The following is a 16,573-nucleotide window of genomic DNA, read 5'->3' on the forward strand; positions in this document are numbered from 1 at the left end:
TGACTGACCCGTTTGCTTAGGAGTACGCTATGTCATCGCAACGTGAAATTCGCCTTAATGCTTTTGATATGAACTGTGTTGGCCACCAGTCACCTGGCTTGTGGAGGCATCCACGCGACCGCTCTTGGCAGTATAAAGATTTATCATATTGGACTGATTTGGCCCGTTTGCTTGAGCGCGGCAAGTTTGATGGCCTGTTTATTGCCGACGTATTGGGCGTTTATGACGTGTTAAACGGCAACAACGATGCCGCTATTCGTAACGCAACCCAGGTTCCGGTTAACGATCCGCTGGCGCTTATCACCCCGATGGCGCTGGTGACAGAACATCTCGGCTTTGGTCTGACGGCGTCACTCTCTTTTGAACATCCATACCCTTTCGCGCGCCGTCTTTCAACGCTGGATCACCTAACCAAGGGGCGTATCGGCTGGAACATTGTGACGTCCTATCTCGAGAGCGGTGCCCGCAATATTGGTTATAAAGAGCAAACTGGGCACGATGCGCGCTATGACTATGCCGATGAGTATCTGCAAGTGGTTTATAAGCTGCTTGAGGGCAGTTGGGAAGAGGGGGCGATTCTGCGCGATCGTGAGCGTGGTGTTTTCAGTGATCCAAGCAAAATACATCCTATTAATCATCAGGGAACCTTCTTCCAGGTGCCCGGCATTCACCTCTGTGAACCTTCGCCACAGCGTACGCCGGTGCTTTATCAGGCGGGGGCGTCGAGCCGTGGAAAACAGTTTGCAGCCGAGCACGCCGAATGCGTGTTCGTTGCCGCGCCGTCAAAAGTGTTGCTGAAAAAAACCGTCGCCGATATCCGACGCCGCGCAGAAGAGGCAGGGCGTGACCCGCACAGTATTCTTATTTTCAATCTGCAAACGGTGATTGTGGGGGAAACCGACCAGCAGGCACAGGCTAAATGGCAAGAATACAAAAGCTATGTCAGCTATGAAGGCGCACTGGCGTTGATTTCAGGCTGGACCGGCATTGATTTTGGCCAGTATCAGCCCGATCAGGTGCTGAAACACCTGCACACCAACGCCATTCAATCGGCGGTAGAAACATTCTCTACCGCCGACCCAAATCGCCAGTGGACCGTGCAGGGTCTGGCTGACTGGGTCGGCATCGGCGGTTTTGGTCCGCTGCTGGTGGGCAGTGCGCAAACCGTGGCCGATGAGTTACAGAGTTGGGTAGAAGAAACCGACGTTGACGGCTTTAATCTTGCCTACGCGGTGACCCACGAAACCTTCACCGACGTTGTTGACCTGTTGGTTCCCGAGCTGCAAAAGCGCGGCGTTTACAAGCAGGATTATCAAACGGGCACTCTACGTGAAAAACTGTTTAACAAGAGTGCGCGGTTGCAGGAGCCGCATCCGGGTGCCGGTTATCGCCGTGCCGCTCACACAGAAACTCAGCCGGTGGGAGTGGACCTGCCATGATTGAAATCGACAGCCTGCATAAACAGTATCTTACACCGGATGGCCGAGGGGTTGAGGTGTTAAAAGGCGTCTCCCTCACTGTGCCTGCCGCCTCAATTACTGCGGTGGTCGGGCCGAGCGGTGCGGGGAAGTCGACGCTGGCAAAATGCATCAGCCTGCTCGAAAAACCCACTTCCGGCAGCATTCGGGTCAATGGCAAAGACCTGTCAAGGCTTTCTGGGGAGGCGCTACGCCGTGAGCGTCGCGCTATTGGTACGGTTTTTCAGTCTTCTGCTCTGCTCCAGCGTAAAACAGCATGGGAGAATATTGCGCTGCCGCTGGAGTGGCTCGGTGTTGTGCCCAAAGACATTAAACGTCACGTTGGGCAACTGCTAGAAAGCGTAGGGCTAGCGGATAAATCCCAATTTTACCCCTCACAGCTTTCCGGTGGGCAACGCCAAAGGGTCGGTATTGCCCGCGCGCTGGCGCTGAAGCCTTCTGTGCTGTTGGCCGATGAGGCTACCTCAGGGCTGGATCCCGAGGCAACACAATCAATTTTGACTCTGCTAAAACAGCTGCGAGACCAGTTTGGTTTGGCCATTGTGTTGATAACACACGAGATGGACGTCGTGCGCAGCGCGGCGGATGCAGTGGCTGAGATACGTGACGGCAGACTTTTGCAACACGGCACACTTCAGGCACTGCTTGCCCAACCAGAATCTCGCCTTGGTCAGCAGCTTTTCCCGCTTCAGCCGATTGATGCCAGCTGTGATTTGGTGTTGCAGCTGAGCTATGGCGATCGCCGACTCGCCACCGATTGGATAAGCCAGCTCAGTCAGCAGCACCATTTGCAGATTGATGTGCTGGCCGCCCACGTCGAAAAGGTGGGCGACAGGCTCGCGGGAAGAATGCGCATTGGCGTGCGTTTTAACCATCGGTCGGTCGATATTCAAACGCTCATCCAGCAGCTCTATCAACTCGGCATCAACTCGGACGTTATACAGACCACTCAGCTGTGGCAGGAGGCAGTATGAAACCGGTTGATGTGATGAGTCAGGATACACCCTGGAGCCAAATTCACACCCTAATGCTGCCAGCCTATCTTGAAACCTGGTTGATGGTCGGCATCGTTATGCTGTTTGTGGTGACCCTTGGAGGCCTGCTGGGCATCGTTTTATTCAACACCTCAAAACGCGGACTGTTTGCACAGCCAGGCGTTAATCACGCTCTGAGCTGGTTGGTGAATATGGGCCGTTCGCTGCCGTTTTTGGTGCTGATGGCGGCAATTATTCCTTTCACCTTCTGGTTAACCGGTACCACCATCGGTATTCCTGCGGCAGTGATCCCGATGATTGTTGCCGGCACGCCGTTTTTTGCCCGCCTGGTGGAAAACGCGCTGCGGGAATTACCGGCCGACGTCACCGCCGTAGGACTGGTTTCGGGTGGGTCAACTTGGCAAATAATTTCACGGGCGCAAATCAGCGAAGCCCTGCCGGCGATTGTGGCGGCAATCGTTCTGAATCTTATTTCGATGATTGAGTATTCCGCCATTGCCGGCACCATCGGCGCGGGTGGTATCGGTTATCTGGCCGTGGTGTATGGCTATCAGCGCTTTGATAACCACATCATGATTGCCACCATCGTCGTGCTTATCGTCACTATTCAATTGATTCAATTTATTGGCGATCGACTGGTCGCCTCTCTTCAACACGCAAAGGGTACACATTCATCATGACGCAGCAAGATTTTGAAATTAAAAAGAAGAAAAACTGGCCGTGGGTAGCGCTGGTCGTGGCGATAATAGTCATAGCCGCCTTGGCTTGGCATTTTACCTCTCAGCAACGCGACGCAGTGACGTTTGGCACGACGTTAAAAGTGCACTTTGAACCCGCAATGGCCGGTGAGCAGAAGCTTATCGAGTACGTTGCACAAAATATTGCCCCCGATTACGGCATAAAAATCGAGGCTGTGGGCCTTCAGGATCCGGTTCAGGCCGACAGAGCCGTAGCCGACGGTCAGTATGCCGCCACGGTTTATCAGCATCAGTGGTGGCTCAAGCAGGTTGTTGACGCCAATAAATTTGCACTCACACCCACGATGCCGCTGTTCCAATGGGCGTTTGGAATTTACTCGGACCGCTATCATTCCATCGATGAGCTGCCGCAGGGTGCCGAAATCGTTGTGCCAAACGACGGAGCCAATCAGGGGCAGGCACTTTGGCTGCTCCAGCGTATTGGACTGATCGGCCTCAACCCGGCTGTTGAGCCACGTACCGCGAAATTGTCAGATATTAAAGAAAATCCTCACAACTTTACGTTCAAAGAGCTGGACTTGTTAACCATGCCTCGCGCTTTAAATTCGGTGGACGCGGCAATTGGCTATGTTTCTCAGTTTGATGCCGGAAAAGTGCCTCGTGATAAAGGCATTTTGTTCCCTGCCGCGCCAAAAACCTTTGCTTCGCAGCTGGTGATCGGTACGCCTTATCTTAATGAAGAAAATATTATCAAACTGAAAAAAGCCTTTGCTGACCCACGTTTGCAGCAGTGGTTAAAAGAGACAAACGACCCGTTGGTCCGAGGTGTATTAGTGCCCGTCTCAGCAGAGTAAATCTTCGATATTTTAATCCCCCACCGGGCTAGCGTAATGCTAACCCGGTTTTCGTGCTGAACTTAAAGTTAGATAACTTATTGATTTTAATGAATTTAATATCAATATTTGTTGTTTGTTTTTCCCCTCACTGCGTTTTATAACTTCATCTGTTCGCCTGCAAACCATTCTCAATATTTGTCTTCACATTAAAAACACGAGGGTACTATGAGCACGATAAACATCGACGACGGCATCGCCTCACCGCCGCCGCAGTCAACGCCGATTCGTTCGGTTGGCGACGTCGCCAACCTGATTAACAGCCGTTCTAACAAAAACAGCTATGCCCGCTGGATTGTATTCCTTGCGCTGGGTGGCGTATTCCTAGATGCCTATGACCTGACTACGCTGTCCTACGGCATTGATGACGTGGTTAAAGACTTTGGCCTGACACCAACGATAACCGGTCTGGTGACCTCCTCAATTATGATTGGCACCATTGTGGGTAATTTGCTTGGAGGATGGCTCACCGACAAATACGGACGCTACTCGGTATTTATGGCCGACATGCTGTTCTTCGTGGTCTCGGCTATCGCCGCAGGGCTGGCACCGAACGTTTGGGTGCTGATTGGCGCACGTTTCCTGATGGGGGTAGGCGTCGGCATTGACCTGCCGGTCGCGATGGCCTACCTGGCGGAGTTCTCGAAGTTTACCGGTAAAGCCAACAAAGCCTCGCGGCTGGCGGCCTGGTGCCCAATGTGGTACGCCGCTTCTTCGGTATGTTTCTTCATTATCTTCGGACTTTATTTTGTCCTGCCAAAAGAGCACATCGACTGGCTGTGGCGCGCTTCGCTGCTGTTTGGTGCCGTGCCCGCGCTGTTGATTATTGCGGTGCGCAGCAAGTTTATGAATGAGTCTCCGCTGTGGGCTGCCAATCAGGGCGACCTGAGCGGCGCGGCGCGCATTCTGCGAGATTCCTACGGCATTGATGCGCATGAAGATAAATCGGTCTCTCAGACAGAGGCTAAAAAAACACCGCCTAAAGTCAGCTTCCGCATTTTGTTCCAAAAGCCTTACCGTGAGAGAACCATTGTCGCGGGCGTAATGAACGTGTGTATCTCCTTTGAGTACACGGCGATTGCTTTCTTTCTGCCCTCGATACTGGCGCAGTTCCTGGGGGCTGGCGTCTTTGAAACTATCTCAGCTTCGCTCGGGCTCAACGCGCTGTTCGCCTTCACTGGCGGCCTGCTAGGCATGCGTCTGGCGTGGAAATTCCCTTCGCGTCACGTCGCTATTGCCGGTTTCGCCCTGCAGTTTATTGCCTTGGTCTCTCTGGCGCTGATCGGTCATCCGCAGGCGATTATCGGCGTAGTGTTTGCCATCGCGATGCTGGGTCTATGGCTGTTTGCCGAAGGCTTTGGTCCTGGGGCGCAGTTAATGATCTACCCAGCACTTTCCTATCCTACACACATTCGCGCCACCGGCGTCGGTTTCAGCCGTTCGCTTTCCGGCATCGGCAGCGCGCTGGCACTGTTTATTCTGCCTATTCTACAGGCCAGCTTTGGCACCAACATGTTCTGGATAGTCTCTCTCAGCGCCATTATCCCCATCGTTTTCCTACTGGTCGTCCGCTTTGAGCCGACGCGCCACGACATTGATGCCCCTGAAGTTCAGGACTCTGAAAATCACGCCCACCCTGGAGAACAACATGTCTGAACCCCTGACAACGCAGTATGAGATTTTGGCGGCTCGTTTTCGGCCGCTGTTTGCTCGCATAGCTGAAGGCGCAGTAGAGCGCGAAACAACCCGCTCACTGGCCTTCGAGCCGATTCGCTGGCTGAAAGAGGCTGGCTTTGGCACGCTTCGTATTCCGGTCGAAGAGGGCGGCTTGGGTGCTTCGCTGCCGCAGCTGTTTCAACTGCTGACCGAACTGGCCGAAGCTGACTCTAATCTGCCGCAGGCGCTGCGTGCCCATTTTGCATTTGTTGAAGACAGGCTTAACCAACCCGACAGTGAAGAGAGAAAGCGCTGGTTTAGACGTTTTATCGACGGGGAGCTGGTAGGCAGCGGATGGACAGAAATTGGCAACCTCAAGCTGGGCGAGGTGGTGACTAAAGTGACCCCGACGCCAAACGGTTGGACGCTGAACGGTCATAAATTTTACAGCACAGGCACCCTGTACGCGGACTGGATCGATGTGTATGCCCAGCGTGAAGACAATGGCCGCGACGTGATTGTGCTGGTCAATACCCAGCAGTCCGGCGTGATCCGTGAAGACGACTGGGACGGCTTTGGTCAACGGCTGACCGGCAGTGGAACGACGCGTTTCGAACAAGCGCAGGTTGAGGCCGCGCACGTTTACGATTTCAGCGAGCGTTTTCACTACCAAACCGCTTTCTATCAGCACGTGTTGTTATCCACGCTGGCCGGTATTGCGCGCGCTGTCACCCGCGATGCCGCGCACGGCGTGGCCCAGCGCAAACGTATTTATAGTCACAGCAACGCTCGGCTGGTTAAGCAGGACGTACAGGTTTTACAGGTAGTGGGACAAATTTCGAGCTGGGCCTATGCGGTTGAGGCGACGGTGCAGCAGGCCACGCACTCGCTACAAAAAGCCTATGAACGCCACGACAGCGGCGACGAGGCGGCGATTCGTCAGGCCAACGTGCAGGCGGAAGTTGACTCGGCCAAGGCGCAGGTGATTGCCAGTGACCTGGTGCCGCGCGCTGCCACCGAGTTGTTTAATGCCCTAGGCGCGTCGGATACCCGAACCAGCAAGGCGCTGGACCGCCACTGGCGCAATGCGCGCACCGTGGCATCACATAATCCGGTGATTTATAAAACGCGCAACGTCGGCGACTGGGAAGTTAACGGCAACGAACCGACCTTTATCTGGCAAATCGGCAACGGTGAATGAGGATAATACAATGACTCAATCGCAAGAACTCACGCCGGGAGCCGCGCCTAAAGTGGCCGTTTTAACCGATGAGAGGCAGGCACTCGAGGCAGCCCGTGCCGTGGCAGAACTGGCGGCGAAGGAGGCCGTTAGCCGTGACAGAGCGCGCATTTACCCACTGGAGGCACTGTCCCTGTTCAGCCGTCTGGGTCTGGGCAGTATTTCGGTGCCGCGAGAATTTGGCGGCGGCGGGCTCTCTTATCGCACGATTACCGAGGTGTTTCGGCTGATTTCGTCCGTCGACCCTTCGCTCGGCCAAATTCCGCAGAATCACTTCGGTCTGATTCAGTATTTACGTGATGAGGGAACCTACGGCCAGCAAAAGTCGCTGTTTAAGGCTGTGGTGGAAGGGCAGCGTTTTGGCAACGGTGGACCGGAAAAAAATACACGGCACACGCGTGAAGTGCTGGCTCGACTGCGTCAGCGGCCTGATGGACTGCGCCTGAGCGGCGAAAAATTTTACTCCACCGGCGCGCTGTTTGCTCACATCGTGGTCACTACCGCCGTTGATGACCAAGGGAAAGCGGTGTTGGCGTTTATTCCTCAACCTGCCGACGGGCTTGAGGTGATTGATGACTGGTCAGGGTTCGGACAGCGCACCACCGCCAGCGGCACCGTGCGTCTTAACGAAGTGTGGGTCAATCCACAGTGGATTGTGCCGGTACCGGCTGAGGATAAGCCTTCACTGCGTGGGCCGGTTTCACAGCTGATTCAAGCGGCCATCGATGCGGGCATTGCCCGAGGCGCATTTGATGAAGCCTGTGAATTTATTCGCACCCAGTCACGGCCGTGGGTCGATGCCGGCGTTGAGCGTAATGCTGATGATCCTCACCTGCAGGCCGACGTTGGCCGTGTGAACGTTGAACTGAGCGCCGCCGAGGCCCTGCTTAGAAGGGCAGCCGCCCTGCTTGACGGTATCGACCCCACGCAGCTTACGGCTGAAATTGCCGCCAAGGCCTCTATTGTCGTCGCTGAAGCCAAAGTTCTGACCACTTCGGTGGCATTGAAGGCCAGTGAAAAACTGTTGGAGTGGGGCGGCAGCAGGGCGACGCTGAGTCAACACGGGCTAGACCGGCACTGGCGCAATGCACGCACACACACACTGCACGACCCGGTGCGCTGGAAGTATTACGCCATCGGCAATTATTACCTTAATGGCGTTTATCCGGTGCGACATGCCTGGATATAAGGACGTTTTATGACCGCAATTCAGATTAAGCCCAAACGGCCGACCCGCATGATCAGCTCGCCAGAGCAGGCACTCAGCGTTGCCCACGAGCTGGCCCAGGCGTTTCGCGTCGATGCTTCACGCCGCGACCGCGACCGCGAACTGCCCTTTGAGCCATTGGAGGAACTGTTTGCCTCCGGTCTTGGCGCAATCACTGTACCTCTAAAATGGGGCGGTATAGCAGTTTCTACAGCAGTATTGGCCGAAGTTATCGCCATATTAAGCGAGGCCGACGCGGCTATAGGTCAAGTGCCACAGAACCATTTTTATGCCCTCGAAGTGCTGCGCGTCAACGGCACTCAGGCTCAGCAGCAGCGATTTTATCGCGAAGTACTACAAGGGGTACATTTGGGCAATGCTCTGGCCGAGTTTTCGTCCCCCTCGGCGCACCAGCGCACCACCACGGTGTTGGAAAACGGCGGGCATTATTTACTTGAAGGGAGAAAGTTTTATGCCACCGGTGCACTGTTTGCCGACCGCATTCCCACGGCGGCGCGCAATGCCGAAGGGCAGGAGCAGTTGGTCTTCGTGCCAAGGCATCAGAAGGGGGTGACTGTTATTGATGACTGGTCAGGATTCGGACAGCGCACCACCGGCAGCGGCACGGTGATTTTTGAAGCAGTCGAGGTCGACGTTGAAGATATTGTGCCATTTCAGCGCGCTTTTGAACGACCCACTGCTGTCGGACCGGTTGCGCAAATTATGCATGCGGCCATTGACCAAGGCATTGCCCGCGCTGCGTTCAACGATATGCTGCTGTTTATCAACACGCGTTCCCGGCCGTGGCCAGATTCAAATCTGGCACGCGCCAGTGACGATCCGCTGACCCTCGACCGCACCGGCCAGCTTGCTGCCCGTTTACAGGCGGGTGATGCACTGCTGCAAGAGGCGGGTGAAGTCGTGGACCTTGCACAGCTTGACCCGCACGAACAAAGCGTGGCCGCGGCTTCGGTGTCAGTTGCCACGGTGCGCGCATGGACCACGGAGGTGGCGCTGGAGGCGGGAAATTTGCTGTTTGAACTCTCCGGCACGCGATCGGCCCTGCGTGAGCACAACCTTGACCGCCACTGGCGAAATGCACGCACGCATACACTGCACGACCCGGTGCGCTGGAAATATCCGGTCATCGGCAACTATGTATTAAACGGCGTACTTCCGCCACGCAGAGGCACCTTATGAGTCAGTGCGGCAAGAAAGTGTTGCTTAACGCCTTCAATATGAACTGCGTGGGCCATATTCACCACGGCATGTGGACGCATCCGCAGGATCAATCCACCGACTTTACCTCGTTAAAATATTGGCTGGAGCTAGCGCGTACGCTGGAGCGCGGGCTATTCGACGGGCTATTTATTGCCGATATTCTCGGCGTTTACGACGTTTATCAGCAAGGGATAGGCTTAACAGCCAAAGAGTCGATTCAACTGCCGGTCAACGACCCGTTGATGCTGGTGTCTGCGATGGCCAGCGTGACCGAACATCTCGGCTTCGGACTCACCGCCAATCTGAGCTACGAGGCGCCTTATCCGTTCGCGCGGCGTTTTTCTACCCTCGATCATCTGACCAACGGCCGCGTTGGTTGGAATATTGTTACTGGTTACCTCGACAGCGCAGCTCGTGCAGTAGGGCAAACGGCGCTATTGAGCCACGACCGACGCTATGATCAGGCCGACGAGTTTCTTGATGTCAGCTACCAGCTGTGGGAAGGCAGCTGGGAAGACGATGCGATAGTGGCAGACCGACAGCGGCGCATTTATGCCGATCCGGAAAAAATTCATCCGGTGCATCATCATGGTGAGTTTTATCAGGTTGATGGATATCACCTGTCTTCTCCGTCGCCGCAGCGTACACCGCTGCTTTTTCAGGCAGGAAGTTCAGCGCGCGGCATTGAATTTGCCGCCCGCCACGCCGAATGCACCTTTGTCAGCGGCAGTACATTGCAGGGCACGCGTGAGCAGGTTAACAAACTGCGTCAGGCTGCACAGGAGGCCGGTCGCAAGCCCGATGACCTGAAAGTTTTCATGGGGGTATCCGTGATTGTTGCCGCCACTGAGCGCGAAGCGCGTGAGAAAGAGCAGGAGTATTTACGCTACGCCAGCCCCGAAGCAGGCATTGCGCATTTCTCGAGCTCGACCGGCATGGATCTGTCGCAGTTCGAACTCGATGAACCGATTCAAAGCGGACCAACGCGGGCGATTGAGTCCGTGAGCAAAGCCTACAGTGGCTGGACTCGACGCCGTCTGCTTGAGCAGCACGCCATGGGCGGGCGCTACTCTCTGATAGTCGGCAGTCCTTCGCAGGTGGCTGACGAACTGCTGAAATGGGTGGATGAATGCGGTATTGACGGTTTTAATCTGACCCGCATTCTCAATCCGCAGAGCTATATCGATTTCATCGATTTAGTGGTGCCTGAGTTGCAGCAGCGCGGGCGTTATAAGACAGAATATGAAAGTGGAACACTGAGGAAAAAACTGTTTAATCACGACAGGCTGCCGTCGCGACATCCTGCGAGCCGTTTCCGCAGACCCGCAGGCGTCATCAAATAAAATAATGATGGGCGGCAAAATTTCTGTGCGCCCTTATTTTTAATGATTATTCAGTCACTTTTAATACGGCGGTGGTCAGCTTTGTAGCAAAAGCTGCATCAAGCGGTCTGCCTAACAGCATTCGATACCAAAATGCCCCATGAATCATGTCTGACGCGGTATCAACGTCAAAGTTTTCATTCAGCTCACGGCGCTTAACCGCCTGCTCCAAAAACGATTTCACAATTTTCGCACGCGGTTGCAGAAATCTTTCACGGAAACTGGCAAGAAATTTGGCATCTTCCTGTGCCGAGGCCATCAGGCTTCGCAGCGCGGGTCCATCTTCGTTGAGATTGGCAAAAAGATGGGTTAAGAATCGCGTCAAAACCTCAAGAATAGGCCCTTCGGTCACAGCCGGGATGCGTCCTGCACTGTCGAGAAACGCATCCAGCACCAGTTCAGCCTTGCTTGGCCAGCGACGATATAGCGTTTGGCGACCAACGCCCGCTTCATCGAGCAGATTTTGAATACTTACCCGTTGATAACCTCGTTCGCTTACCAGGCGCCTTGCAGCTGAGAGCAAAGCAGGTCCTGCGGCATCATCTCTTGGTCGCCCTAAAACTTTATCCATTGAACCCCCCAGACAATTGCGAGACTACAGTATAGCATGTAGTATATGAGAACGCAGTCTCGTATATCTTGTTTTCCTTCACAACTTTCAGGAAGTAGCCTATGAGTGCACTAAAACCCGTCGGGGCGTTTTCGCTTTTGTGCGTCGCCTGTTTAACCATCATGGTCGGGTGCGTTATCGTCCCAGGCTTAAACAGCATCGCCGCAGGGCTGGGCGTCACCGGCTCGGCAAGCTGGCTGGTAACCTTGCCAGCGCTTGGCGTAGTCATATTTGGACCACTGGCCGGTATGCTTATCACCCGCAGGGGGACCCGCTCTGCATTACGTATTGGACTGATCCTTTACGGCGCGCTTGGGGTTGCGGGTGCCTGGATGCCCGGGCCGATATTTATTTATGCCGATCGTCTGTTACTCGGCGGGGCTACGGCGATGGTAATGTCTTCCGGCATCGCCATGATTTCCGAGTTTTATTCAGGTCATGCGCGGTTAAAAATGATGTCGAAACAGGGCATGGCAATCGAACTCGGTGGCGTTATTTTCCTGTCCATAGGTGGACTTTTAGCACAAATAGGTTGGCGATGGCCCTTCGCGCTGTATCTGATGGCGTGGGTTTTCCTGATGATGACCGAGTTATTCGTGCCGCGTCAGCATGCGGCAGTTGCCGAGTCGAACGCTGTGGGCGGTGTGGCAAAAAACACACTGTCTAAAGTGACAATCGTTTATTTTGCCGCGCTTTTAGCCATGATCATTTTCTTTACCGCCATTATCGGTCTGCCGTTCCGTTTGCACGGCTTTGGTTTTAATGAAGCGCAAATCGGTTATCTGCTTTCGTTTGTTTCACTGGTTGCCGTGGGCGCGGCGTCGACTTTGCCTCGCCTGACAGTCCGCATCGGAGAAAGCACCACGCTCACCCTTGGATTCATAGGCTACGGCGTAGCTCAATTTATTTTTATCGTCGCGCCAAATTCAGCCGCCATGATCTTCGCTGCCTTCGTGCTGGGTATTGGTTTTGGGCTGACGGTTCCATTAGTCAATCACATGGCGGTGGAGCGAAGTCATCCTGGCAATCGGGGCAGGGTGCTAGCTTATCTGTCGATGTCGATATTCCTGGGGCAATTCCTGTCCTCGTTTCTGCAATATCTGCCGGGGGGCAATCGGCAGACCTTTGCCGTGGCGGTCGCATTATCGGTCATCGGTGCTCTGACGTTCGGCTCAAAATCACTTCTCAAATTACGACTGCGCCCGCGCACGTTGTAGCCGGCGGGGCATAAAAACTCTGTTGCAGGCGATAGGACAGGAGACTGCCGTCGCCTGCGCTTTACGTTTTTTATTTTAACGCGAGAAAACGATATGGAACTTTGGCAACTGAAGTACTTCCTTGCCGTGGCAGAGGAGCTCAATTTTGGACGAGCGGCGCAGCGACTGTTTGTCGCACAACCGTCGGTTACCCGTGCTATTCAGGCGCTTGAAGGTTTGCTAGGGGTCATGTTGTTACTGCGCGACAAGCGTGGGGTAGCGCTCACGCCTGCCGGGGTAGCTTTCGTCGGTGAGGCACGCGCTATTCTTGCTCGGGCAGAGTTCAGCATGCGAACAGTCCGCCGTGCTGCATTGGGCGAAATCAGTGTCTTAAACCTCGGCTTTGAAGGCTGCTCGGCGCTGAGTTTTGTTCCCGCTGCGGTGTCTCTTTTTCACCAACGTTACCCTGAGGTAGTGATTGAATTCAATGAGATGTCGAGCCAGTTCCAAATAGAGGCTTTGAAAAAAGGGGCGATAGATATCGGCTTTGTGATACTGCCTGTAAGCGACGGCGACGTTGACATTGCAGTGATTGCTGAAGAACCGCTAGTGGTGGCGATGTCCAATACGCACCCGTTAATCGAGTCTGCGGGCATTACCTTGGGTGATATCTCGGGAGAGCAGATCATTGGTCGTTCAGAAGGGAATGGTTGCGGTATCAGTCTGAAAGTACGCGACGTAGTGGGAAACCACCTTGGTAAACCGATGCTGCAAATTGTTGATAGTCATCTGCGAACTCATTTCATCGCTGCAGGATTTGGGCTGTCGATCTTGCCTGCATCTACGGCCAAAATGAGTGCCGGACAGTTCACTTACCGACCTTTATCTCCCCCGGCTTCCATTCAAATCGCGGTAGCGCGTAATCTTGAACATAAAGACGATATCATTACTCGCCACTTTCTGCATGCGGTCAGTGAGGTGTTATTGTCATGATACACTGCTCGGCTCACATCCTGCTCCGCGTAACAGAGGCAGAATGTGAGTCCATCTTCACCTGTTTAAGCCGATTTTATCACTCAGGCCAGCTGTGTGTGTTTAATGTCTTCCACTGTCTGCGCGCCCGCAAGCTGCATGACCATGCTAAGTTCTCTATTGATTTGCTCAAACACTGACTGCACGCCCATCCATCCCCCCAGCGCAAGGCCGTAAATGACGGGACGTCCAAGCCCAACCACATCGGCACCGGAGGCTATGGCTTTGAATACGTCCTGACCGCGTCGAATGCCACTGTCGAAAATGACCGGAACGCGACCGTTTACCGCTTTAGCGACCGCCGGTAATACGGTAAAGGTCGCCGGGCTGCCGTCGAGTTGGCGTCCACCATGGTTGCTGACCTGGATAGCCGAGGCACCGGCGGCAATGGCAATTTTTGCATCAATAGGAGATTCAATGCCTTTGACTATCACCGGCAAACCGGTTTCTTTGATAATAAACTCAATAATTTTGGGATCCATTTTCATGGCAAAAGCGCTGTTTAGCTGATGAATATCACCACCCGAGCCGCGTATATCCAAATTGCCAAATTGCAGTGGGAATTTGAAGTTATTGCGTGCATCGGCTTCCCGATTACCGGTTGCGGTGGTGTCAACCGTGAGAACAATCGCCTTATAACCGGCGGCTTTTGCACGATGCAGCAGCTCGCGGCTATAGCCTACGTCCTGAAGCATGTAGAGTTGAAACCACTTGGGACCCGTCGATGCCGCCGCGACCTGCTCAAGCGTTAGCGTTGATACGGTGCTGCACGCCATGAGTGTTCCCGCGGCGGCAGCACCTTTGGCCGTTCCGGCTTCTGCCGTAATGTGTGCAAGGCCGTGCGAGCCAATCGGCGGCACCATAATGGGTGATGCCAACGGTACGCCGAGGATTGTAGTATGCATATCCGGCATGCTCTTACCGGTTAGCACCCGCGGTATTATCTGCCGAGTATCAAAAGAGGTGCGGTTGGCGCGCAGCGTCCATTCATCACCGGCACCGCCAGAAATATAGCCAAAACCGCCTTTGGGAATGACCTGAGCCGCCATTTGTTCTATCTCGATCAGGTCGTTAAGTTGCAGACTTTTTACTTCAGTGCCCGCTTTATAACCGCCGGTGTAGATAGCCTGCGGCAATTCTGCTTTGGACGATAACGGGGCCGCAAACGCTTTCCTGACCAGTCCCGCTCCGCCAAATGCTGTGACGGCAGAACCCGCTGCGATCGACATTAGAAGCCTGCGGCGCTTTTCATTAATCATAATTTTTTCCTGTTGATTGAAGCACAGATTATCGAGCGATAAGGAGGCAGACCTGTGGCGGGTCGCATACCCTTCAACGTGCAAGGGTATGAGAGCGACAAAAGCCCGTCCAATGCCGAATTATCCTCACTGCAATACGTGAAAAGCATCACCAGGAAAAAGGAGAAGTGCGGGAGGGGGAGAGGAAAATTTACCCCATATACTTAACCATATTCTCACGACACTCAGTCGCAATCTCAATGAGATCGTACTCCCAGCGGTTGGGGCTGAACAGTTCTGCTGACCACATGCCGTCATAACCCGTGGCTTTAACGGCATCGACCCAAGCCTGAATATCAATTTCACCCTCGCCCGGCATATAGTTTCGCAACACCATTTGGTCCCAGGGTTCACCGGGCTTAGGCAGGCGGCCGTCACAGAAATGTACGCCATAAATCAAGTTTTTATCCAAGCGCGCAATGTCCTCAGGTTTGGAACCCGAGGCATAGAGGTGCCAAAAATCAATCACCATGCCAACGTTGTCTTTGCCGACCCGGCGGATGACTTCCAGACCCTGTTCCAGGGTGCGGAATTTAGTGAAGGCGATCACTTCAATTTGATAGCGCACGCCGTATTCTTGCCCGAGGGTGGCAATGGCGCTGACGTTTTCAGTGATGATATCCATCACCTCTTCCTCTGGCAGGTCGTCGATGCCATTGAGCGCCAGAATTTGCACCGTCGGGCAGTCAAGCTCTGCCGCCGCGCGGGTTAAACGCGTCGCTTCGGCCAGCATGGTTTTCTTCTGTTCTCCCCGGTGGCGCTCAATTTCAAGCAGGGCATTGACACAGCCCACTGACAAACCATAACCGTCAACGACCTGTTTTAATTTGGCGGTGGTGCCGCCGTTATCGAGATAACGCACCAGCTTGCTGCTCAGTATTTCCAGACTGTCATAGCCAGTTTGCTTGGCGATACGCGCATCGGTTAGTACGTTGCTGTAGTGGGTTGAAATTCCGTGTAGCGCTTTTTGCATCTGATACTCCTGAGTTTTTCATGATTACGCCTTATTAGGGTCGTGATGGGCGTAATCGCTGTTCATTGTGGTGTCCGTCGTGACGCCATTACTGCGGGTTGTTTAAATAGTGGCTGATACCGTAAACCACCAGCGCGTGGTCTTCATGCGAAGGCAGACCGCTGACGCTGACTGCACCAAATACGGCACCGCTCTTGGTTAACAGCGGGAAACTGCCGCCGTGGTCGCAGTATTCTGCCTGATTGATAAAAGCATGATGCTCCATACGCTGCCCGGTTTGTTCATAGTTAATGCCTGCATACAGCGAGGAGTGAGCAAGGCGCAGCACGGTATTTCTCTTACGCTTCATCCATTCAAGATTATCTGCACTTGATCCCGGTAAGGCCGAGAGGAAAAGAGTCTGGCCGAAGGCGAAAACCTCTATTGAAACAGGCGCGTTCTGCTCGCAAGCACGCTGGCGAATGGCACTGCCAATGGCCCATGCCGAGGAGAAATCGAAGTCGACATTATCAAAACGGTACTTAATTTCCTGCTGTAACAGGATGTCGGGTGTAAGGGGCTGACTCATGGTTAACACTCCAAGGATGAAATGACGAGTTGAACTCATGAGAGGCTAAGCTATAGGAATAAAAGTTTCAATTAAGATTTGATATGAAATATTTAGATGATTAACGATGTAATACTATGATTATTG

15 protein-coding genes are annotated in these 16,573 nt (G+C 53.9%); 11 read left to right on the forward strand and 4 right to left on the reverse strand.

The window, feature by feature from the left end:
* Positions 1-29 precede the first annotated feature (29 nt).
* From BS639_RS14325 to BS639_RS14365, 9 genes are all read left to right on the forward strand, one after another.
* Complete coding sequence (locus BS639_RS14325; protein ID WP_084983427.1) at positions 30-1,439, forward strand: LLM class flavin-dependent oxidoreductase; 1,410 nt, start codon at positions 30-32, stop codon at positions 1,437-1,439.
* Positions 1,436-2,452, forward strand: a complete 1,017-nt coding sequence (locus tag BS639_RS14330) for a methionine ABC transporter ATP-binding protein (RefSeq protein WP_084983428.1) — start codon at positions 1,436-1,438, stop codon at positions 2,450-2,452. The genes BS639_RS14325 and BS639_RS14330 overlap by 4 nt, the downstream gene beginning before the upstream one ends.
* Complete coding sequence (locus BS639_RS14335) at positions 2,449-3,153, forward strand: methionine ABC transporter permease (protein WP_055780911.1); 705 nt, start codon at positions 2,449-2,451, stop codon at positions 3,151-3,153. The genes BS639_RS14330 and BS639_RS14335 overlap by 4 nt, the downstream gene beginning before the upstream one ends.
* The gene (locus BS639_RS14340) at positions 3,150-4,025 is read left to right on the forward strand and encodes a MetQ/NlpA family ABC transporter substrate-binding protein (protein WP_084983429.1); all 876 of its coding nucleotides are present in this window, start codon (positions 3,150-3,152) and stop codon (positions 4,023-4,025) included. Before BS639_RS14335 ends, BS639_RS14340 begins: the two co-directional genes overlap by 4 nt.
* Before the next feature lie 207 nt (positions 4,026-4,232).
* Positions 4,233-5,720: an MFS transporter gene (locus BS639_RS14345; RefSeq protein ID WP_055780903.1), complete on the forward strand. Its 1,488-nt coding sequence runs from the start codon at positions 4,233-4,235 to the stop codon at positions 5,718-5,720.
* Positions 5,713-6,921, forward strand: coding sequence for an acyl-CoA dehydrogenase family protein (locus BS639_RS14350; protein WP_084983430.1), 1,209 nt, complete (start codon positions 5,713-5,715; stop codon positions 6,919-6,921). Before BS639_RS14345 ends, BS639_RS14350 begins: the two co-directional genes overlap by 8 nt.
* A 10-nt stretch (positions 6,922-6,931) precedes the next feature.
* Entirely contained in the window at positions 6,932-8,149 is a 1,218-nt protein-coding gene (locus BS639_RS14355) for an SfnB family sulfur acquisition oxidoreductase (RefSeq protein WP_084983431.1), read from the forward strand.
* Positions 8,150-8,158: 9 nt separating this feature from the next.
* Positions 8,159-9,367, forward strand: coding sequence for an SfnB family sulfur acquisition oxidoreductase (locus BS639_RS14360; protein WP_084983432.1), 1,209 nt, complete (start codon positions 8,159-8,161; stop codon positions 9,365-9,367).
* Entirely contained in the window at positions 9,364-10,731 is a 1,368-nt protein-coding gene (locus tag BS639_RS14365; RefSeq protein ID WP_055780893.1) for an LLM class flavin-dependent oxidoreductase, read from the forward strand. Before BS639_RS14360 ends, BS639_RS14365 begins: the two co-directional genes overlap by 4 nt.
* Positions 10,732-10,777: 46 nt before the next feature.
* On the opposite strand, the gene BS639_RS14370 is transcribed toward BS639_RS14365, so the two are convergent.
* Complete coding sequence (locus tag BS639_RS14370) at positions 10,778-11,341, reverse strand: TetR/AcrR family transcriptional regulator (RefSeq protein ID WP_084983433.1); 564 nt, start codon at positions 11,339-11,341, stop codon at positions 10,778-10,780.
* Positions 11,342-11,442: 101 nt separating this feature from the next.
* Between BS639_RS14370 and BS639_RS14375 the strand changes: the two genes are divergently transcribed.
* Both BS639_RS14375 and BS639_RS14380 read left to right on the forward strand, forming a co-directional pair.
* Positions 11,443-12,597 (forward strand): MFS transporter, encoded by a 1,155-nt coding sequence (locus BS639_RS14375; protein ID WP_084983434.1) that lies wholly within the window; start codon positions 11,443-11,445, stop codon positions 12,595-12,597.
* Between the two features lie 93 nt (positions 12,598-12,690).
* Positions 12,691-13,569, forward strand: coding sequence for a LysR family transcriptional regulator (locus tag BS639_RS14380; RefSeq protein ID WP_055780883.1), 879 nt, complete (start codon positions 12,691-12,693; stop codon positions 13,567-13,569).
* Between the two features lie 83 nt (positions 13,570-13,652).
* Here the strand turns inward: BS639_RS14380 and BS639_RS14385 are convergent, their stop codons facing one another.
* From BS639_RS14385 to BS639_RS14395, 3 genes are all read right to left on the reverse strand, one after another.
* Complete coding sequence (locus BS639_RS14385; RefSeq protein WP_084983435.1) at positions 13,653-14,867, reverse strand: alpha-hydroxy-acid oxidizing protein; 1,215 nt, start codon at positions 14,865-14,867, stop codon at positions 13,653-13,655.
* 190 nt (positions 14,868-15,057) lie between these two features.
* Positions 15,058-15,879 carry a sugar phosphate isomerase/epimerase family protein gene (locus tag BS639_RS14390; protein WP_055780881.1) on the reverse strand — a complete coding sequence of 274 codons (822 nt, stop codon included), beginning with the start codon at positions 15,877-15,879 and terminating at the stop codon, positions 15,058-15,060.
* 88 nt (positions 15,880-15,967) lie between these two features.
* The gene (locus BS639_RS14395) at positions 15,968-16,447 is read right to left on the reverse strand and encodes a heme-degrading domain-containing protein (protein ID WP_084983436.1); all 480 of its coding nucleotides are present in this window, start codon (positions 16,445-16,447) and stop codon (positions 15,968-15,970) included.
* Positions 16,448-16,573: the final 126 nt, after the last annotated feature.

Source organism: Rouxiella silvae (genome assembly GCF_002093625.1).
GTDB classification, from domain to species: Bacteria; Pseudomonadota; Gammaproteobacteria; order Enterobacterales; family Enterobacteriaceae; genus Rouxiella; species Rouxiella silvae.

Coding starts and splice junctions, on each gene's coding strand:
- BS639_RS14325 (WP_084983427.1), top strand. CDS start 30: ATGTCATCGCAACGTGAAATTCGCCTTAATGCTTTTGATATGAACTGT.
- BS639_RS14355 (WP_084983431.1), top strand. CDS start 6,932: ATGACTCAATCGCAAGAACTCACGCCGGGAGCCGCGCCTAAAGTGGCC.
- BS639_RS14365 (WP_055780893.1), top strand. CDS start 9,364: ATGAGTCAGTGCGGCAAGAAAGTGTTGCTTAACGCCTTCAATATGAAC.
- BS639_RS14330 (WP_084983428.1), top strand. CDS start 1,436: ATGATTGAAATCGACAGCCTGCATAAACAGTATCTTACACCGGATGGC.
- BS639_RS14335 (WP_055780911.1), top strand. CDS start 2,449: ATGAAACCGGTTGATGTGATGAGTCAGGATACACCCTGGAGCCAAATT.
- BS639_RS14340 (WP_084983429.1), top strand. CDS start 3,150: ATGACGCAGCAAGATTTTGAAATTAAAAAGAAGAAAAACTGGCCGTGG.
- BS639_RS14360 (WP_084983432.1), top strand. CDS start 8,159: ATGACCGCAATTCAGATTAAGCCCAAACGGCCGACCCGCATGATCAGC.
- BS639_RS14375 (WP_084983434.1), top strand. CDS start 11,443: ATGAGTGCACTAAAACCCGTCGGGGCGTTTTCGCTTTTGTGCGTCGCC.
- BS639_RS14370 (WP_084983433.1), bottom strand. CDS start 11,341: ATGGATAAAGTTTTAGGGCGACCAAGAGATGATGCCGCAGGACCTGCT.
- BS639_RS14395 (WP_084983436.1), bottom strand. CDS start 16,447: ATGAGTCAGCCCCTTACACCCGACATCCTGTTACAGCAGGAAATTAAG.
- BS639_RS14390 (WP_055780881.1), bottom strand. CDS start 15,879: ATGCAAAAAGCGCTACACGGAATTTCAACCCACTACAGCAACGTACTA.
- BS639_RS14350 (WP_084983430.1), top strand. CDS start 5,713: ATGTCTGAACCCCTGACAACGCAGTATGAGATTTTGGCGGCTCGTTTT.
- BS639_RS14385 (WP_084983435.1), bottom strand. CDS start 14,867: ATGATTAATGAAAAGCGCCGCAGGCTTCTAATGTCGATCGCAGCGGGT.
- BS639_RS14345 (WP_055780903.1), top strand. CDS start 4,233: ATGAGCACGATAAACATCGACGACGGCATCGCCTCACCGCCGCCGCAG.
- BS639_RS14380 (WP_055780883.1), top strand. CDS start 12,691: ATGGAACTTTGGCAACTGAAGTACTTCCTTGCCGTGGCAGAGGAGCTC.